The sequence below is a fragment of the Proteiniphilum saccharofermentans genome (assembly GCF_900095135.1).
Classification (GTDB): Bacteria; Bacteroidota; Bacteroidia; order Bacteroidales; family Dysgonomonadaceae; genus Proteiniphilum; species Proteiniphilum saccharofermentans.
Window position 1 is genome coordinate 4,195,174 of record NZ_LT605205.1, and the last position, 14,435, is coordinate 4,209,608.

Genomic DNA, 14,435 nt, shown 5'->3' on the forward strand with positions numbered 1-14,435 from the left:
AAATAATTAGATCAGATGAAACGAATAGCCATTCAAGGGGGAGAAGGTTCATTCCACGAAATTGCAGCCCGCGAATATTTCAAAGATGAAGAACTGGAAATTGTTCCGTGCAGCACTTTTCGTGATATCTTCACTGAAACAAAAAAAGACCCTGATTTGATAGGCCTGATGGCGATTGAGAATACTATTGCCGGAAGCCTGCTACAAAACCACGACCTACTGAAAATGAGTGACGTGCAGATCGCAGGAGAGCATAAATTGCGTATCTCGCATTCATTGGTGGTACTTCCCGGCAAGCCGATAGAAGGGATTAAAGAGGTGATGTCGCATCCTATTGCTTTAATGCAATGTGAAGCGTTTCTCGATACTTTACCAAATGTAAAAATTGTAGAGCACGAAGATACGGCTTTGGCTGCACGTGATATCCGGGATAAGCAACTGGTGTCGACTGCGGCTATCTGCAGCACGTTGGCTGCTGAAAAGTATGGCCTGGAAGTGCTTGCCCATGGTATCGAGACAAATAAAAGGAATTTTACCCGCTTCCTTATCCTGGCACAAGGTGAAATGCTGCGTGAAGTACAGAAAGAAAACCATATCAATAAATCGTCACTGGTTTTTGTACTTCCACATAACGAAGGAAGCCTCTCCCAGGTACTTTCTGTATTGTCATTCTATAATATCAACCTGACCCGTATCCAGTCACTTCCTATTATTGGAAGGGAATGGGAATATCAATTCTATATTGATCTAACCTTCACCGATTACAATCGTTACCGGCAATCTATAGATGCTATTATGCCTCTGATAAGCAGACTGAAGGTGTTGGGAGAATACAGGGAAGAGAAGCATAAGTTCCGTGAAGAGTGAAGAGTACTTAAGTGGAAAGGAGGAAAAGAGGGAAGGTGCCCCAATGTAATAATGGTAATTGGTAATTCATAGTTTATAACTTACAATTCATAATTAAAAAAATGGTACAACCAGCCGAACATATCAAGTCGATATCCGAATACTATTTTTCGGTAAAACTGGCGGAAGTGGCCCGCATGAATGCCGAAGGGAAAGATGTGATCAGTCTTGGAGTAGGCGCACCCGACCGCATGCCGTCGGAAGAGACTATCCGCACACTCTGTGAAACAGCCCAGCGTCCAGATACACATGCTTACCAGCCCTATACAGGTATTCCCGAGTTGAGAAGAGCTTTCGCACAGTGGTATGGCAGGATATATCATGTGGAATTAGCGGAAGACGAAGTATTACCGCTGATTGGTTCAAAAGAGGGAGTACTACATATCTCAATGGCCTTCCTCAATTTTGGAGATGGTGTTTTGATCCCCGACCCGGGCTACCCCACTTACAGTTCCGTGTCGGGCCTGCTGAGGGCAAATGTAATACCCTACGATCTGTTGGAAGACAATAATTGGGAACCCGATTTCGAGGCATTGGAGAAAATGGATTTGTCGAATGTGAAACTGATGTGGGTCAATTATCCCAATATGCCTACAGGAGCCAATGCTTCGGTAGAATTATTCGAAAAACTGGTAGAGTTCGGGAAAAAGCATAGTATTATTATTTGCCACGATAACCCTTATAGTTTTATACTGAATGATAAGCCGATGAGTATTTTGTCAGTTCCTGGCGCTAAAGATATCTGTATTGAACTGAACTCATTGAGTAAATCTCATAATATGTCGGGGTGGCGTATGGGGATGTTGGCATCCAATCCGCAATTTGTAAAATGGGTCCTCAGGGCAAAAAGTAATATCGACAGTGGACAGTTCAAACCGATGCAATTGGCGGCTATTGCCGCATTGTCAAATACGGACGAATGGCACACCGGAATGAACAAGTTATACGCGGAACGCCGCGTATGGGCGGAGAAGATTATGGATCAGTTACAATGCAGTTACGACAAACGCCAAGTGGGGCTTTTCGTATGGGGAAAGCTTCCTGATGATGCTCCCGACAGCAAAACATTTGTCGACAATATACTGTACAATGCAAGGGTTTTCATTACACCGGGTGCCATCTTTGGAAAGAACGGGGACCGGTTTATCCGGATCTCGCTTGGATCGCCAGTGGAAAAACTGGAGGAAGCGTATAAGAGGGTAGAAAGGTGCCTAAGTGCCTATCTGAATAAATAAACAATAAAACAACAATTAAAATAATATGGAATTTGAATCAATCTTGTTACCAGGCATTGACGACAAGAGGCCTCTTGTGATCGCTGGCCCTTGTAGTGCGGAAACAGAAGAACAGGTGACGGCCACTGCCCGCCAGTTGGCAGATAATGGAGTAAAAATATACAGGGCAGGCGTGTGGAAACCAAGAACCAAACCGGGTGGATTTGAAGGAATAGGCAGTCCGGCTCTTGGATGGATGATGCAGGCCAAGAAGGAAACCGGCATGTATATGTCGACCGAAGTAGCCACCGAAAAACATGTCTATGAATCCTTAAAATATGGGATCGACATGTTATGGATTGGCGCCAGGACAGCAGCAAATCCTTTTGCAGTACAGGAAATTGCTGATACGCTCAAAGGGGTGGATATCCCCATATTGATAAAAAATCCAGTCAATCCCGACCTGGAATTGTGGATCGGTGCTTTGGAACGATTGTACAACGCAGGGATAAAAAGACTGGGAGTAATCCACCGAGGATTCAGCACTCCTGATAAAACCATCTATAGGAACCTGCCTCAATGGCATATTCCTATAGAACTGAAGCGGCGATACCCTACACTGCCCATTATATGTGATCCAAGCCATATCGGTGGTGCCCGTAATCTCATCGCTAAAATCAGCCAACAGGCGATGGATCTTAATTTCTCGGGATTGATCATAGAGTCGCACTGCTCTCCCGATGAGGCATGGAGCGACAAGGCACAACAGGTTACACCTGACGCCTTGAAAGAAATTCTCGACAACCTTGTAATCCGGGATACGGTACAGACCACCGAAGATCTTTCCGACTTGCGTGAGCAGATCGACGAACTGGACAATGAACTATTACAACTGCTGGCCAAACGGATGCGGGTATCAAGGGAGATCGGACAATACAAACTGGAACACCATATGCCGATCTTGCAGACACAACGGTATGACCAGATACTGACTGATCGGGCAGCGCAGGGCGAACGGATGGAAATGTCGGGCGACTTTGTCAAAAAAGTTTTGGAAGCCATCCACTCAGAATCAGTCCGTCAACAGATGGTAATTATGGAGAGAGCGAAAAAAAATAAAGATTAATAAGACTAATATACCAATGCGACTAATGTAATTAATTGGTAATTAGTAATTAGTAATTGGTAATTTCAATAGTATGAAGATATTAATTCTCGGAGCCGGCAAGATGGGATCGTTTTTTGCCGATGTGCTTAGTTTTGACCACGAAGTGGCGGTACTGGATCCCGATCCTCTAAAATTGAGATTCATCTATAATACGCAACGGATGACCGACGCTACCGAAGTAAAAGATTTTGCACCGGAACTGGTGATCAATGCCGCTACGCTGAAGTATACCATTCCGGCATTCCATAACGTATTGCCATATCTGCCGGAGACTTGTATCCTGAGCGATATCGCTTCGGTGAAAACAGGATTAGAGGAGTTCTACAGGGAACGTACCCGCCCGTATGTTTCCACCCATCCCATGTTCGGCCCTACTTTTGCGAGCCTTAACGACCTGAGTAGAGAAAGCGCCATCATTATTTCGGAGTCGTCACACATGGGAAAGGTCTTTTTCAGGGATCTGTACCATCGACTGAAGCTCAACGTGTTTGAATATTCGTTCCAGGAACATGACGAAACCATTGCCTACTCTCTCTCTATCCCCTTTGCTTCGACATTGGTGTTTGCTTCCGTAATGAAACATCAGGATGCGCCGGGGACGACCTTTAAAAAGCATATGAATATTGCACAGGGCTTACTCTCGGAAGACGATTACCTCCTAACGGAAATCCTTTTTAATCCGCATACATCGAAGCAACTGGAAAATATCAGGATGAAACTGCGCGAATTGCTCGATATTATAGGGGAGAAAGATTCCGATAAAATGAAAGCATTTCTGACCGGGGTAAGGAAGAATATTGAGTGATTGCAGCTTGTTGAGGGACTATGAGGAGATATTCCCATACCGGTAAGAGATACGTTGAGTAATCCTGCGCAGGCTTACTCTATATAAATCCTTATAATCTTGGCATCAGTTTTGGGACGACTGTTTTCATCGACCGGCAGGGCTGCGATCTTATCGATCACTTCAAGTCCTTCGGTCACCTCTCCAAAGACAGTGTAGGAACCATCCAGACGATCTATGCCGCCAAGGGTGGTATATGCCTCTTTCAACTCCTGGGGGAGGAAGAATTTTCCGGGAGCTATCGCATAGAGGGAATCCACCACGTTTAACAGTGAATCTAAAAGGGCATTGAAACCACTGGCATCGTTTGCCGCTTTCAATTCATCGAGTTTCTCTTTATGCGGCAGATAATGGGTACGGATAATTTCGTTCCTGATAGGTACATTCACAGCCATCTCCATTGAGTCGAGCCGTCCCTGTGTATAGACCCTTCCTTGTACGATATAGATCTGCGAAGCATCCGATTTTTTCTGCGGATTTTCGTTGTCACCTCTTCTTGGAGCAGCGAGCGCCCCTTTTTTATGAAACCTGTTTTCGCGAAATTCAGGCATCAACTCCATATCGGTACGTCCACCTCCAATCCGGGCACCTGACGGGGCATCACGGGAATCCTGTGCCCCTCCCTGTATTACAAAATCCTTTACTACCCTGTGAAAGAGGGTACCATCGAAATAACCTTCCTTTATCAGTTTCAGATAATGATTGCTATGTACGGGCGTATCATCATATAGCATTGCTTTCATTGTCCCATAATTGGTCTCAATGACAATGATCGGATAGTTTGCCTGTGCATTGGACTGCCATGCCACTGCGATTAAAATAAAAATCAGTATGTTACGTATCATAATTTCAGTAAACTAACAACTAAAAGTGGAAAATTTTAATCATCACATTGTTAAATCATTACTACCGGTCCCGACTTGTCGGGATCAACAAATCAATTCGGCGCTCTCTTATACAGATACAACGCGATACCGGTAAAAATAATATTTGGAATCCAGGCAGCAATAAACGGGCTCATTCCCCCTTTCACGGCAAAAGTGGAACTCACAGTCATGAAAAGGATATAAGCCATGCTCAGCGCCAGCCCGATACCAATATTAAGTCCCATTCCCCCTTTTACTTTCCTCGCCGAGATCGCTGCGCCGATAATGGTGAGGATAAATGCCGAGAATACAGAGGCTATCCGTGAGTGATACTCTATCTGGAATGCCTGTATATTTCCAAATCCCCGTTCCTTTTGACTCTGGATGTAACTGCGTAGTTGAGGCGAAGTCATCATTTGCTGGTCTGTCTTGGCAATAATAAAATCGTTGGGTACAATCTGTAAAGTGGTGTCTATAGACGTACCTTTGGTAATTATCTCTTTCAATCCTTCGAAACGCCTGATCTGGTAATTGCTGATAGTCCAGTGATAGGCAGAGTCGTAACGGATAGATTGTGCTGTGAGCCTTGATGTTAATTGAAGGCTGTCGAAATGATCCATAGAGAAATTATATCCCGTGTTGGTGGTCATGTCAAAATTACCAAAATAAACGATGGTTTGCGGTCCTATCCTGAACTGGATATCGTGATCGCCCGTCACCTTGCCCCGCGGATTCACATAGGTTTGTTCAAATTCAATACGTGTGGCATTGGCAGGAGGGATAATATAACTCCCGAAGACAAAAGAAAAAACAGCAATCACTAAAGCAGACACCATATAGGGTTTCATCAACCGCTTAAAACCTATACCGTTTGAAAGGATAGCAATGATCTCGGAATTATTCGCCATCTTGGAAGTAAAAAAGATTACGGCGAGGAAGACGAACAGTGGGCTGAACAGGTTAGTATAGTAAGGGATGAAATTGAGATAATAATCGAAGACAATGGCTTGCAGCGATGCGTTGTTGGTCATGAACTTATCGATCTTCTCGTTGATGTCAAACACCACTGCAATAGAGATGATCAGGACAATCATAAAGATATAAGTACCCAGAAACTTTTTAATGATATATCTGTCGAGTCGTTTTAACTTAAGAAATTCTATATTACTCATAATCTTCTGGTTACATTTTGGAGTATCATCGGCTTCCATTCCGAAAAATCACCGGCGATGATATGTTTCCTTGCCTCCTGTACCAGCCATATATAGAAAGCCAAGTTGTGGATAGATGCAATTTGCAATCCCAATATCTCGTTGACATTGATGAGATGTCGCAGATAGGCTTTGCTGTACAGGGTATCTACAAACGATGCGCCATCTTCTTCGATAGGAGAGAAATCATTCTTCCACCGTTCGTTACGCATGTTCATCACTCCCTGTTTAGTGAAGATCTGACCATTGCGTCCGTTACGTGTCGGCATGATGCAGTCAAACATATCTACACCCCGCTCAATGGCTTCCAGAATGTTCTCGGGCTTTCCCACCCCCATCAGGTAGCGCGGCTTGTCCTTGGGTAAGATCTCATTGACCAGTTCTACCATCTCGTACATCTTTTCGGTGGGTTCACCGACCGCTAATCCTCCGATAGCATTCCCATCCGCACCTTTAGCTGCCACATTTTCAGCGGCACGGCGCCTCAGGTCGGGATATACACAACCCTGTACGATGGGAAAAAGGGCCTGCCGGTGTCCGTAGGGACATTCCGTCTCCCGGAAACGAGCCAGACAGCGGTCGAGCCACCGTTCTGTGAGATCGAGTGACTTTTTCGCGTAATCGTAATCGGCATCCCCCGGAGTGCATTCATCGAACGCCATCATGATATCGGCTCCGATGATCCGTTGGATGTCGACTGCCTTTTCTGGTGTGAAGAAATGTCTTGAGCCATCGATATGTGATTGGAACTCTGCTCCTTCTTCCGAGAGTTTCCGGTTCTCGGTCAACGAGAACACTTGAAATCCACCACTGTCAGTAAGCATGGGCTTGTTCCAGCTGTTGAACCGGTGTAGTCCCCCCGCCTGTTGCAGGATATCAAGCCCCGGACGCAGATAAAGATGATAGGTATTGCCCAGGATAATCTGTGCTCCAATATCCTCTTTCAGTTCACTGACATGAACAGCTTTTACACTCCCTACAGTACCTACCGGCATAAATACCGGGGTCTCCACCTCTCCATGGTCAGTGGATATAATACCCGCCCGGGCACTTGATCCGGGATCTGTATGTAATAATCGAAAATCCAATATAATCCGCTCTAGCTGAGTTTAGGGGACAAAGATAAAAAATTAATCTTTTAGTTTTCAGTTTTTAGTTTAAACAGTCTTGGTTCTCTTAAGAAACAAAAGTTTCAACGCATTTTTTGAACGGCGACAATGTTCTGGAATGCTTGGTCCTAAAAATAATTTAGCAAATACCCGAATAAAATAGTATTTTTGTTTTCTGTATAACATTAAAAAAAATCACTTTTTCATTGTATCGCAGAAAAATATGATTTTAGTCTGCCTGGTACGACGAATGAAATTAATAAAAATATGGATAGCAAGCCTGAATTAATGACTAGAAAGCCTGATTGGCTCAAAATATCGCTTCCTCAGGGGAAGCAATACCTGGATGTAAGAGAGATCATTGCAAGGAAGGGATTGCATACAATTTGCGTAAGCGGAAAATGCCCTAACTTGTCGGAATGCTGGGGCAGAGGAACCGCTTCTTTTATGATCCTCGGCGATGTCTGTACCCGTGCATGCAGATTCTGTTCTGTGAAAACGGGAAGCCCACAGGGAATTGTGGATTGGAATGAACCTGATCGTCTGGCAGAGAGTATTGAGAAGATGAACCTGAAGCATTGCGTGATCACAAGCGTGGATAGGGACGACCTTCCCGACCTCGGGGCGGAATTTTGGGCGACCACAATCAGACGTGTCAAAGAAAGAAATCCGGACGTGACACTCGAAACACTCATCCCTGATTTCAACGGGATTGAGGAATTGATTTATAAAGTGATCGATACGTGTCCCGAAATCATTTCGCATAATATGGAGACGGTAAGGCGACTCACACCGAAGGTGCGTAGCCGTGCCAAATATGATGTCAGCCTCAAAACGATAGAAACCATTGCTAAAAGCGGTAAGGCCAAGCCCAAGTCAGGGATCATGGTGGGTCTGGGAGAGACCGAAGAAGAAATACTGGAGACGATGGACGACCTGATCAACGTAGGATGCCAGGTGCTCACTATCGGACAGTATCTGCAACCTACCAGAAAACATCTGACGGTGAAAGAATTTGTAACGCCGGAGCAGTTCCGGAAATACAAGGTTATAGGCCTGGAGAAAGGATTTAAGTTCGTGGAAAGTGGACCATTGGTGCGTTCTTCCTACCATGCGGAGAAACATGTTTGATGTGCCGATGATTCAATGAGACAATGAGACTAACGTGGTTAAACGATTTGATAACCTCAAAATCTTGATTTTTGAATAATGAATAAAGTGATATTTGAAAATCTCGGATCGGGCCGTTACAAGGAAACGTGGGATTATCAGGAAAAGCTGTTCGAATCGGTAGTCCGGGCGAAATCGGAAAAGAAGGAAGAGAAAGAACAGTACCTCCTTTTTTGCGAGCATGAACATGTGTACACCCTGGGGAAACATGGCGATAAACAGAACCTGCTTATCGCCAACCACGTCTGTAAGAGTAAAAATATCGACCTGCATACTATTGACCGGGGCGGGGATATCACCTACCATGGTCCGGGACAGTTGGTCGTTTACCCGATCATCGACCTGGAGGCATTCGGAATGGGAATAAAAAAATATATATCCACACTGGAGGATGTGGTAATCGATATGCTGGACACCTACGGTATCAAAGGAGAAAAGGATGATAAGGCAATGGGGGTATGGATTGATGCTGCCGATCGGGCCAAATCGAGGAAGATCTGTGCCATTGGTGTGCGGGCAAGCCATTTCGTGACGATGCACGGCCTGGCGCTTAACATCAATACCGACCTCTCCTATTTTAATTATATCAATCCCTGCGGTTTCAGGGATCGGGGTGTGACCTCCATACAGAAAGAGCTGGGGCATGAAGTCGACTTTGAAGAGGTTTCCGACCGGATGAAAGAAGCTTTCGTCAATCGCTTCGAAATGGAGTTATCCTACAGGCTTAAACATTTTTAACCCCTAAACTGTAAGAAACCTCTTTAACATTTCTAATTTTGTAAGTCGAAAAAAAAAATCTACCTATCAATAATAAAAAAATATGAGCCAAGTTGTCGATATTAAGGAGCTAAATGAGAGAATAGAGCAAAAGAGCGGCTTCGTCCAGACACTCGTTACCGGGATGAATCAGGTGATCGTGGGACAGAAGCACTTAGTGGAGTCGCTGCTGATCGGATTATTATCAGACGGGCATATCCTTCTGGAGGGGGTGCCCGGATTAGCAAAAACACTGGCTATCAAAACGCTGGCTCAACTGATCGATGCAAATTACAGCCGGATCCAGTTTACTCCCGACCTGTTGCCTGCCGACGTGATCGGAACCATGATCTACAGCCAACGCAATGAAGAGTTCCAAGTAAAACACGGTCCCATCTTCGCCAATTTCGTGTTGGCAGATGAAATAAACCGTGCTCCCGCCAAAGTGCAGAGTGCATTGCTCGAAGCGATGCAGGAACGCCATGTTACCATTGGCGAGCAGACCTATAAATTACCAAATCCTTTTCTGGTAATGGCTACCCAGAACCCTATCGAACAGGAAGGGACCTATCCTCTACCTGAAGCGCAGGTAGACCGTTTTATGCTGAAGGTGATCATTTCTTATCCTTCGAAAGAGGAGGAGAAGCAGATCATCCGGCAAAATATTTTCGAGCCGGTTGCCATCGATAAAGCAGTCATCTCTACTGAAGCCATCTTAGAGGCACGGAAAGTGGTGAGGGAGGTGTATATCGATGAAAAGATCAGTAAGTATATTGTAGATATTGTGTTTGCCTCCCGTTTCCCCGACCAGTTCGGCATGGCAAACCTGAAAGAGATGATCGGGTTTGGGGCATCACCCCGTGCCTCCATCAACCTGGCGTTGGCCGCCCGTGCCTTCGCCTTCATCAAACGCCGCGGCTATGTGATCCCCGAAGATATCCGTGCGGTGTGCCATGATGTACTTCGTCATCGTATCGGCCTTACCTATGAAGCGGAAGCCAACAACATGACTTCCGAAGAGATTGTCAGCGAAATTCTGAACAGGGTAGAGGTGCCGTAAAGAATAAAGGCAGGAGACTAAATGGAGACGACCGACCTACTTAAAAAAGTACGACATATAGAGATAAAGGCGCGGGGCCTTTCGCGGAATATCTTCGCGGGAGAGTACCATTCCGCGTTCAAGGGGCGTGGTATGGCTTTCTCTGAGGTTCGGGAGTACCAGTACGGGGACGATATGCGTGATATCGACTGGAATGTGACGGCCCGGTACAACCGACCCTATATCAAAATATTTGAAGAGGAACGGGAGTTGACCGTGATGCTGCTGATCGATGTGTCGGAAAGTCTTGGCTTTGGCTCACAATCACTGTTGAAACGTGATATAGTAGCGGAAATCGCGGCAACGCTGGCATTCTCTGCCATCCAGAACAATGATAAGATTGGAGTGATTTTCTTTACCGACAAGGTAGAGAAATTTATCCCTCCCAAAAAAGGAAGAAAACATATCCTTTATATTATTCGTGAAATCCTGGGCTTTAAACCTGAAGGGAACGGTACAGACCTTAACGTGACCCTGCGCTACATGACCAACGCTATCAAGAAGCGGTGTACCGCTTTCCTGATATCGGACTTCATTGATGCAGGCGATTATAAACAAGCACTTCGGATTGCAGCCAGGAAGCATGATGTGGCGGCTATCCAGGTGTACGACAAACTGAGTACCGAATTACAACCGGTCGGCCTGATGAAAGTCAGGGATCCCGAAACGGGAGAAGAGCGATGGATCAACACATCCTCAAAAAAGGTAAGGGACCGCTACCGTTCCTGGTGGAGCGACCTGCAGGTGTCGATGAACAATGCCTTCCGGCAGAGTGGTGTAGACAGTGTGTCGGTCTCTACTGAAAGCGATTATGTGAAATTGTTACTGCAATTATTTAAACAAAGAAAGTAACTTTGATACGGAAAAAACTACATATCATCCCGATCCATAGGGCAGCCGCGGTTGCCCTATGCCTTATATCCATCACTTCCCTTGTTGCACAAAAGGCTTCGGTACAGGCAACAGTGCAGCCTACTGAAATTATGATCGGCGAACAGGCGTTAATCAACCTTAAAGTAATTACCCCAAAAGATAAGGTCATCCATTTTCCGGTGTATGAAAAGGAGATAGTGCCCGGTATTGAAGTAATTACTATGTTGCCTCCCGACACCATCATCGAGAACAACGTGATGACACTCAACTTCAAGTACGTGGTCACTTCATTTGATTCTACCTTGTACCATATACCCCATATTCCCTTTTTCGATGGAACGGATACCATTTACTCCAACTCATTCGGATTAAAGGTTACTTCTCCGGAACTCTCCGATTCCACATTGGCTTATCTGGAAAAGATTAACACGGGAGAAACGGACTCCATCGATTTCAAACAATTACAACTTAATGATATAAAACCGGTACGAAAAGCTCCGTTCGTATGGACAGATTATCTGTGGATACTCTGGATTGCGATGGGAGCAATACTGGTACTTGGGCTAATTGGTTTTATCATCTATCTTGTACTGAAGAAAAAGAAAAAAGGGTATTTCTTTAAACCGCCGCAAGTGTTGCCGGCACATGTGCGTGCGCTCTCTGAACTGGACAAACTCAAAACTGAAAAAATATGGCAACAAGGCAGGGAGAAAGATTTTTACAGCAAGCTGACGGATGTCCTTCGTACTTATATCTATGAAAGGGAAGGAATCAACGCAATGGAGATGACTTCCGGAGAGATCCTGAATGAGATTCGCAAAACCACGGATATAGAATCGACGTATGATAACCTCAAGCAGATCCTGTCGACTGCCGATCTGGTAAAATTTGCAAAGTATAAACCCTATCCTGATGAAAATGACCTGAGTCTGGTGAACGCCTATTTCTTTGTGAATCAGACCCGGGAACCCGATCCTGTTGAGAAAGAAGAGGAGCCTGAGAATGATAAAGAGAGAGGAAACAGTCCGGATAACAGTATTAAAAAAAGTAAGTGAGAATGGAATTTCTGCATCCTGAATATCTATATCTGTTGTTGCTGATTATCCCACTGAGTGTGTGGTACGTGCTGCGCCTGTCAAAGACACAGGCTTCCTTTAAGTTGGCCTCTACCAGCGCTTTCGGGGGAATGAAATCCGACTTTAGGGTTTATATGCGGCACCTTCCGTTTGTATTGAGGATGATCTCTGTGGCGTTGATTATCGTTATAATTGCCCGGCCACAATCAGTTAACAGCTGGGAAGAGACAGAAACACAAGGCATCGATATTGTACTGGCATTGGATGTGTCAGGATCCATGCTTGCACAAGACCTACAGCCTGATCGTCTGCAGGCTGCAAAAAAAGTAGCTTCTGAATTTATTGCAGACCGTCCTAACGATAATATAGGTTTAGTGATTTTTGCCGGTGAAAGCTTTACGCAATGTCCGCTCACAACTGACCATAAGATATTATTGAACCTGCTCAACGAGGTAGAGTACGAAATGATAGAAGACGGTACAGCTATTGGACTGGGACTGGCTACTTCTGTCAACAGACTGAAAGATAGCCAATCCGAATCACGTGTGGTAATCCTGCTGACCGATGGGACAAATAATAGAGGACAGATCGCTCCACTTACCGCTGCCGACCTGGCGCGTTCTTACGGTATCCGCGTCTACACGGTGGGAGTGGGAACCAAAGGGATGGCCCTGACACCTATGAACACGCCATACGGGGTCAGGATGCAAAATATGCAGGTGGACATCGACGAGAAGACACTGACTGAAATTGCCGCGATGACCGGGGGGCAATATTTCCGTGCGCAGGATACCGAAGGGCTCCGCCAGGTATATGATGAGATCGACGAGATGGAGAAGTACCTGATCAGTGTGCAGAATGTGACGCGCCGTAAGGAATTGTTCCTCCCCTTTGCACTGGCGGCCCTGGGATTGATACTGTTGGAATTGTTATTACGAAGGACGTGGTTGAGGAGCGTGCCTTAAGGGAGTGAAAAAGGAAAAGTGAATAGTGAAAAGAGGGTTTGCCGAACGGGAATGGATTCCGCGAAGCGAAACAATTGATTGATAATAGTGAGATACAATATAAAAATAGGAAATGTTTAGATTCGGAAATCCGGAATATTTATGGTTGTTCTTCGCCATGCCCCTGTTGCTGGCGGTATACATCTATCTGAACATCAGGAAGCGTAAGGATGTCCAAAAATTGGGTAATCTCTCCACGCTTAAGATGATGATGCCCGAACTATCCCTGAAACGTTCCTACCTGAAATTCTGGTTGATCTTTGCAGCATTATGCGCCGGCATATTTATGATTGCCCGGCCTCAATTCGGCACAAAGGTGGAAACAGTTGAGAAAGAAGGGATTGAATTGGTAATCGCCATTGACGTATCCAATTCGATGTTGGCTGAAGATGTGTCACCGAATCGACTCGCACGGGCTAAACAGATCCTGTCGAGACTGATCGACCTGCGCAGGAATGATAAGGTAGCACTGATCGTATTCGCAGGAGAGGCGTATGTACAAATGCCGCTGACATCGGATACCCAGTCGGCAAAAATTTTCCTCAATACCATCGATCCGAACCTTGTCCCGATACAGGGCACTGCGATTGGGCAGGCAATCAGCCTCGGTATGAGCTGCTTCTCCGGTGACCAGGAGATGAGTAAGGCGATGGTGATCATTACCGATGGTGAAGATCATGGGGGAAGTGCCGTCGATATTGCCGCAGAAGCGGCAAAAGCAGGAGTGATGATTAATCTGGTCGGGATCGGTTCCCCGGACGGTTCGCCGATACCTGCCACTGAATATGGAAGCAATTTTATGACCGATTCAGAAGGCAATGTAGTGGTTTCCCGTCTGAATGAACAGATGGCGATGGAGATAGCACAGAGCGGAGGAGGATTTTATGTCCGCGCCGATAATTCAAACAGTGCTGTCCGGGCGTTGGAAACACAACTCGATGAGTTGCAGACAGGCAAGACTACCAGCCTCACCTATTCGGAGTATGATGAGAAATTTTCAATGCTCGCCTGGATAATACTTGTGATTCTGGTATTGGAGATACTTTTTTATGACAAGAAAAATCCGCTGTTCAGGAATGTGAGGGTTTTTAAGTGAAAGGTGGATGTGATGATTTGATAATTAGTAATTGGTAATTAGC

General features: G+C 45.4%; 14 protein-coding genes. 11 read left to right on the forward strand and 3 right to left on the reverse strand.

Annotation, left to right across the window (positions count from 1 at the left end):
- The first annotated feature begins 15 nt into the window (after positions 1-15).
- From PSM36_RS16305 to PSM36_RS16320, 4 genes are all read left to right on the forward strand, one after another.
- Positions 16-867, forward strand: coding sequence for a prephenate dehydratase (locus tag PSM36_RS16305; RefSeq protein ID WP_076931811.1), 852 nt, complete (start codon positions 16-18; stop codon positions 865-867).
- A gap of 101 nt (positions 868-968) precedes the next feature.
- Positions 969-2,141, forward strand: coding sequence for a pyridoxal phosphate-dependent aminotransferase (locus PSM36_RS16310; protein ID WP_076931812.1), 1,173 nt, complete (start codon positions 969-971; stop codon positions 2,139-2,141).
- Between the two features lie 25 nt (positions 2,142-2,166).
- Complete coding sequence (locus PSM36_RS16315) at positions 2,167-3,246, forward strand: bifunctional 3-deoxy-7-phosphoheptulonate synthase/chorismate mutase type II (RefSeq protein WP_076931813.1); 1,080 nt, start codon at positions 2,167-2,169, stop codon at positions 3,244-3,246.
- 73 nt (positions 3,247-3,319) lie between these two features.
- Positions 3,320-4,093: a prephenate dehydrogenase/arogenate dehydrogenase family protein gene (locus tag PSM36_RS16320; RefSeq protein ID WP_076931814.1), complete on the forward strand. Its 774-nt coding sequence runs from the start codon at positions 3,320-3,322 to the stop codon at positions 4,091-4,093.
- A 74-nt stretch (positions 4,094-4,167) separates the two neighbouring features.
- On the opposite strand, the gene PSM36_RS16325 is transcribed toward PSM36_RS16320, so the two are convergent.
- The 3 genes from PSM36_RS16325 to tgt all read right to left on the reverse strand — a co-directional run bounded on the left by PSM36_RS16325 (position 4,168) and on the right by tgt (position 7,297).
- Positions 4,168-4,977: a peptidylprolyl isomerase gene (locus PSM36_RS16325; RefSeq protein ID WP_076931815.1), complete on the reverse strand. Its 810-nt coding sequence runs from the start codon at positions 4,975-4,977 to the stop codon at positions 4,168-4,170.
- A gap of 92 nt (positions 4,978-5,069) precedes the next feature.
- The gene (locus PSM36_RS16330) at positions 5,070-6,170 is read right to left on the reverse strand and encodes an LptF/LptG family permease (protein ID WP_083711194.1); all 1,101 of its coding nucleotides are present in this window, start codon (positions 6,168-6,170) and stop codon (positions 5,070-5,072) included.
- Positions 6,167-7,297 carry a tRNA guanosine(34) transglycosylase Tgt gene (gene tgt / locus PSM36_RS16335; protein ID WP_076931816.1) on the reverse strand — a complete coding sequence of 377 codons (1,131 nt, stop codon included), beginning with the start codon at positions 7,295-7,297 and terminating at the stop codon, positions 6,167-6,169. Before tgt ends, PSM36_RS16330 begins: the two co-directional genes overlap by 4 nt.
- Before the next feature lie 288 nt (positions 7,298-7,585).
- Between tgt and lipA the strand changes: the two genes are divergently transcribed.
- The 7 genes from lipA to PSM36_RS16370 all read left to right on the forward strand — a co-directional run bounded on the left by lipA (position 7,586) and on the right by PSM36_RS16370 (position 14,392).
- A complete protein-coding gene (gene lipA / locus PSM36_RS16340) occupies positions 7,586-8,449 on the forward strand; it encodes a lipoyl synthase (protein ID WP_076931817.1) in 864 nt (287 codons plus the stop codon).
- A gap of 78 nt (positions 8,450-8,527) precedes the next feature.
- Positions 8,528-9,226 carry a lipoyl(octanoyl) transferase LipB gene (lipB, locus tag PSM36_RS16345; RefSeq protein WP_076931818.1) on the forward strand — a complete coding sequence of 233 codons (699 nt, stop codon included), beginning with the start codon at positions 8,528-8,530 and terminating at the stop codon, positions 9,224-9,226.
- Between the two features lie 82 nt (positions 9,227-9,308).
- Positions 9,309-10,304, forward strand: a complete 996-nt coding sequence (locus PSM36_RS16350; RefSeq protein WP_076931819.1) for an AAA family ATPase — start codon at positions 9,309-9,311, stop codon at positions 10,302-10,304.
- A 21-nt stretch (positions 10,305-10,325) separates the two neighbouring features.
- Positions 10,326-11,195, forward strand: a complete 870-nt coding sequence (locus tag PSM36_RS16355) for a DUF58 domain-containing protein (protein WP_076931820.1) — start codon at positions 10,326-10,328, stop codon at positions 11,193-11,195.
- Between the two features lie 2 nt (positions 11,196-11,197).
- Positions 11,198-12,271, forward strand: coding sequence for a hypothetical protein (locus tag PSM36_RS16360; RefSeq protein ID WP_091908265.1), 1,074 nt, complete (start codon positions 11,198-11,200; stop codon positions 12,269-12,271).
- Positions 12,272-12,273: 2 nt separating this feature from the next.
- Positions 12,274-13,257, forward strand: a complete 984-nt coding sequence (locus PSM36_RS16365) for a vWA domain-containing protein (RefSeq protein WP_076931821.1) — start codon at positions 12,274-12,276, stop codon at positions 13,255-13,257.
- A gap of 112 nt (positions 13,258-13,369) precedes the next feature.
- On the forward strand, positions 13,370-14,392 hold the full coding sequence (locus PSM36_RS16370) for a vWA domain-containing protein (protein ID WP_076931822.1): 1,023 nt from the start codon (positions 13,370-13,372) through the stop codon (positions 14,390-14,392).
- Positions 14,393-14,435: the final 43 nt, after the last annotated feature.

What these genes read in the sequence shown, in the direction of transcription:
- PSM36_RS16305 (WP_076931811.1), top strand. Translation starts at nt 16, where the DNA reads ATGAAACGAATAGCCATTCAAGGGGGAGAAGGTTCATTCCACGAAATT.
- PSM36_RS16310 (WP_076931812.1), top strand. Translation starts at nt 969, where the DNA reads ATGGTACAACCAGCCGAACATATCAAGTCGATATCCGAATACTATTTT.
- PSM36_RS16315 (WP_076931813.1), top strand. Translation starts at nt 2,167, where the DNA reads ATGGAATTTGAATCAATCTTGTTACCAGGCATTGACGACAAGAGGCCT.
- PSM36_RS16320 (WP_076931814.1), top strand. Translation starts at nt 3,320, where the DNA reads ATGAAGATATTAATTCTCGGAGCCGGCAAGATGGGATCGTTTTTTGCC.
- PSM36_RS16325 (WP_076931815.1), bottom strand. Translation starts at nt 4,977, where the DNA reads ATGATACGTAACATACTGATTTTTATTTTAATCGCAGTGGCATGGCAG.
- PSM36_RS16330 (WP_083711194.1), bottom strand. Translation starts at nt 6,170, where the DNA reads ATGAGTAATATAGAATTTCTTAAGTTAAAACGACTCGACAGATATATC.
- lipA (WP_076931817.1), top strand. Translation starts at nt 7,586, where the DNA reads ATGGATAGCAAGCCTGAATTAATGACTAGAAAGCCTGATTGGCTCAAA.
- lipB (WP_076931818.1), top strand. Translation starts at nt 8,528, where the DNA reads ATGAATAAAGTGATATTTGAAAATCTCGGATCGGGCCGTTACAAGGAA.
- PSM36_RS16350 (WP_076931819.1), top strand. Translation starts at nt 9,309, where the DNA reads ATGAGCCAAGTTGTCGATATTAAGGAGCTAAATGAGAGAATAGAGCAA.
- PSM36_RS16355 (WP_076931820.1), top strand. Translation starts at nt 10,326, where the DNA reads ATGGAGACGACCGACCTACTTAAAAAAGTACGACATATAGAGATAAAG.
- PSM36_RS16365 (WP_076931821.1), top strand. Translation starts at nt 12,274, where the DNA reads ATGGAATTTCTGCATCCTGAATATCTATATCTGTTGTTGCTGATTATC.
- PSM36_RS16370 (WP_076931822.1), top strand. Translation starts at nt 13,370, where the DNA reads ATGTTTAGATTCGGAAATCCGGAATATTTATGGTTGTTCTTCGCCATG.